The 3,058-nt window shown below is 33.7% G+C and carries 5 protein-coding genes; 1 reads left to right on the top strand and 4 read right to left on the bottom strand.

All coding sequences use genetic code 11. The features are described from left to right. The coding region (locus tag NE054_RS07625; protein WP_297890313.1) for a hypothetical protein at positions 1 to 496 on the top strand (496 nt) is incomplete at its 5' end. On the opposite strand, the gene NE054_RS07620 is transcribed toward NE054_RS07625, so the two are convergent. The 4 genes from NE054_RS07620 to NE054_RS07605 form a co-directional block, all read right to left on the bottom strand. Beyond that, positions 493 to 1,272, bottom strand: coding sequence for an SDR family oxidoreductase (locus tag NE054_RS07620; protein WP_297890311.1), 780 nt, complete (start codon positions 1,270 to 1,272; stop codon positions 493 to 495). The genes NE054_RS07625 and NE054_RS07620 overlap by 4 nt on opposite strands. 15 nt (positions 1,273 to 1,287) lie before the next feature. Further along, complete coding sequence (trpD, locus tag NE054_RS07615; protein WP_297890309.1) at positions 1,288 to 2,298, bottom strand: anthranilate phosphoribosyltransferase; 1,011 nt, start codon at positions 2,296 to 2,298, stop codon at positions 1,288 to 1,290. Between the two features lies 1 nt (position 2,299). After that, positions 2,300 to 2,881 carry a ribonuclease HII gene (locus NE054_RS07610; RefSeq protein ID WP_297890307.1) on the bottom strand — a complete coding sequence of 194 codons (582 nt, stop codon included), beginning with the start codon at positions 2,879 to 2,881 and terminating at the stop codon, positions 2,300 to 2,302. Further along, positions 2,874 to 3,058, bottom strand: a 185-nt coding sequence (locus tag NE054_RS07605) for a 50S ribosomal protein L19 (RefSeq protein WP_297890305.1), incomplete at its 5' end; no start/stop codon positions are given. The genes NE054_RS07605 and NE054_RS07610, both read right to left, overlap by 8 nt.

Genomic DNA, 3,058 nt, shown 5'->3' with positions numbered 1-3,058 from the left:
TAGAGGTAAGATGAAAAAAGAACAGTTAGATTTATTGATATACGATGCTGAAACATTTGTATACTTCAATCAAAGAAAAATCGATAAGATAATTAAAGAAAAAGATATCATTTCAACCGAAGAATCTGTTTTTATATTTAAAAACTTCTCCGAAAGTTTATTTAAATTGTCAGACCTTTTTTCCAAAATGATGGAGATTGAAAGTGGTACTACCGTTAAGGATATTTGTGAACTATCTCTCCATACATTAGGATGGATTGTTTTTACTTTACCTTCGTTGGAAATACACACACCTTTATTCCCGGAAAACTTTAAAATAAAAGATGTTGACATTATAGATTTTTTAACACAAAGTATGTTAAATATTGAAAATTTAGCGGATAACATTAAAACCTTAAAAAGCTACTCGTTGGATATATCCGATGATTTGAAAGATGCTGCTATGTTTTTTGGATACTTATCAAGTGTATCCCAAAAAGGAAGCCATTACAACTAACGGCCTCCTCTTACAAGAGATAATCCACCATCTACTATGATTGTTTGACCTTGTATCCATCTTGCATCTGGAGTACATAGAAATCCTACTACTCCAGCTATATCTTCCGGTTGTCCCATTCTACCAAGTGGTGTTAACTTTATGGTTCCTTCTTTAACTTCTTCGTAGTTTGGAAAAAGCTGAATAGCCTCAGTATCAATTGGTCCTCCTGAAACGCAGTTTACATTTATTCCCATAGGACCTACTTCAACAGCCAAATATCTTACCAACGTCTCCAACGCAGCCTTTGCGGAGCCATGTATTGCATAGTTCGGCATGTAATCTCTTGTTCCTGTGGAAGATATAGCTATTATTTTTCCTTCTCTTCCTTCCATAAGCTTAACAGCTCTTTGAGAAGACCATATAAAACCAAAAGTTGTTATGTTGTATATTCTCAATGTTCCTTTTTCTTTGAGTCTTAAAAATGGTGCAAAACCACCTATGACCTCTTTTCCGGATGCAACAGCATTACTTACAAAAATATCCAAATATCCAAACTTTTCTTTTATCTCATCAAATACTCTATCTATATCTTCTTTTACACCAAAATCTCCCTGAATCGCATAACCTTTTCTACCAAGAGATTCTATCTCTTTTACTACTTCTTGAGCTTTTTCTTTGTTTTTGTAGTAGTTTACTATTACATCACAACCCATAGAAGCAAGTTTTAAAGCTATAGCTCTTCCTATTCCTCTACTTGCTCCCGTTATAAAAGCCAACTTCCCCTCTAAAACCATAAAAATCCTCCTTATCTATGAAAAATTTTTAAGTTTTTCTAAAACTTCGTAAGCTTTTTTAGAGTAGATGGATTCCTTAGCCAACTCTACACCTTCTTTTATACTATCAACAATACCTGCCACTTTTAAAGCAAAACCACTATTTAAAGCAACAAAATCTGTTTTTGGACCGTAGTCTTCACCTTTTAAAATTTTAAGTGCTATCTGTGTGTTTTGAGAAACATCTCCACCTTTTAGTTCTTCTATGGATACTCTTTTTAAACCAAAATCTTCCGGTTTTACGGTATATATGTTCAGATTACCATTTTCTACTTGTGCAACCATTGTTTCTGTTGTTAAAGAAACTTCATCTAACCCTTCTAATCCATGTACTACAAACGCTCTTTTTATTCCAAGATTAACCAACACCTTTGCCAAAGGTTCTACAAGATTTTTATCGTAAACACCCATAAGTTGGTAAGGTGCATCAGCCGGATTGGATAAAGGTCCTAAGATGTTGAAAATTGTTCTTACTCCTATCTCTCTTCTTTGTCTTATTACATTTTTCATTGCAGGATGAAAAACAGGTGCGAACAAAAATCCAAGTCCAACCTCTTCTATACATCTTTCAACTTGTTGTGGTGTCATATCTATCTTTATTCCTAAGCTTTCCATAAGGTCTGCACTTCCACATTTTGATGAAACTGACCTGTTTCCGTGTTTTGCCACTTTTGCTCCACTTGAAGCTACCACAAACGCAGATATGGTGGATACATTAAAGGTATCTACTTTATCTCCTCCTGTTCCACAGGTATCAACAAGGTGAGATTTATCTTTAACTTTGACCTTAACAGCCTTTTCTTTCATAACGGATGCTGCAGAGGATATTTCTTCAACCGTTTCTCCTTTCATTTTAAGAGCTATCAACACAGCTCCAAGCTGAGCATCTGTAAGTTTTCCTTCCATTATTTCATCAAATAAAAATAAAACTTCCTCTTTTGTTAAATTTTCTCTATCGGTAAGTTTTTTTATAATCTCTTTTATCATGCTAAAACAACCTATAAGATTTTCTATGGATAGGAGTTATTCCGTGTTTTCTTATCTCTTCGTAATGTTGCTTTGTTGGATATCCTTTATGTTTATCAAAGGAAAAGTTAGGATATTTTTTTGAAAATTCTTCCATTATTCTATCTCTACTGACCTTTGCCAAAACACTTGCTGATGCAACGGTATGAGAAATTTCGTCAGCTTTTGGAATAGAAATACTATCTATTGTAAGGTCCACATTCATATAATCTAAAATTGCAAAATCCGGATTGATGGATAGTTTTTGTATAGCTTGGTAAACACCATCTTTTAAAGCAACATCTATACCCAAATGGTCTATTTTTTCGTTATCAACCATTACAATAGAGTAGTCTAAAGCGTTTTCTACAATATCCTGAAATAGTGCATTTCTTTGTTTTGGTGTTAACTTTTTAGAATCTTTGTAAACAAAAGGTTTTTGATTTGATTTGAAGATTACAGCGGAAATAACAAGAGGACCAGCTATAGGTCCCCTTCCGGATTCATCTATCCCAACGATATATTTATACCCTTGTTTAAAAAGCTCTTTTTCAAGATTATCCATTATTCTCTTTTGAAGCTTGAGACTCTTGAGCTCTTTTCTTGATTTCCCACTCTTTAAGCTCTCTGATTTTTGCAGCTTTACCTTTGAGATTTCTAATATAGTAAAGCTTAGCTCTTCTAACAACACCTCTTTTTACAACTTCTATCTTTTGAATAGAAGGACAAGCGATAGGAAAAA

This window comes from Sulfurihydrogenibium sp. (assembly GCF_027448985.1).
Taxonomy (GTDB): Bacteria; Aquificota; Aquificia; order Aquificales; family Hydrogenothermaceae; genus Sulfurihydrogenibium.
Note: the sequence above shows the minus strand (reverse complement) of the source record. Positions and strands in the feature narration are given on the sequence as shown.

Excerpts from the sequence above, each read along its gene's own strand:
- NE054_RS07620 (WP_297890311.1), bottom strand. The coding sequence starts at position 1,272 with ATGGTTTTAGAGGGGAAGTTGGCTTTTATAACGGGAGCAAGTAGAGGA.
- NE054_RS07610 (WP_297890307.1), bottom strand. The coding sequence starts at position 2,881 with ATGGATAATCTTGAAAAAGAGCTTTTTAAACAAGGGTATAAATATATC.
- trpD (WP_297890309.1), bottom strand. The coding sequence starts at position 2,298 with ATGATAAAAGAGATTATAAAAAAACTTACCGATAGAGAAAATTTAACA.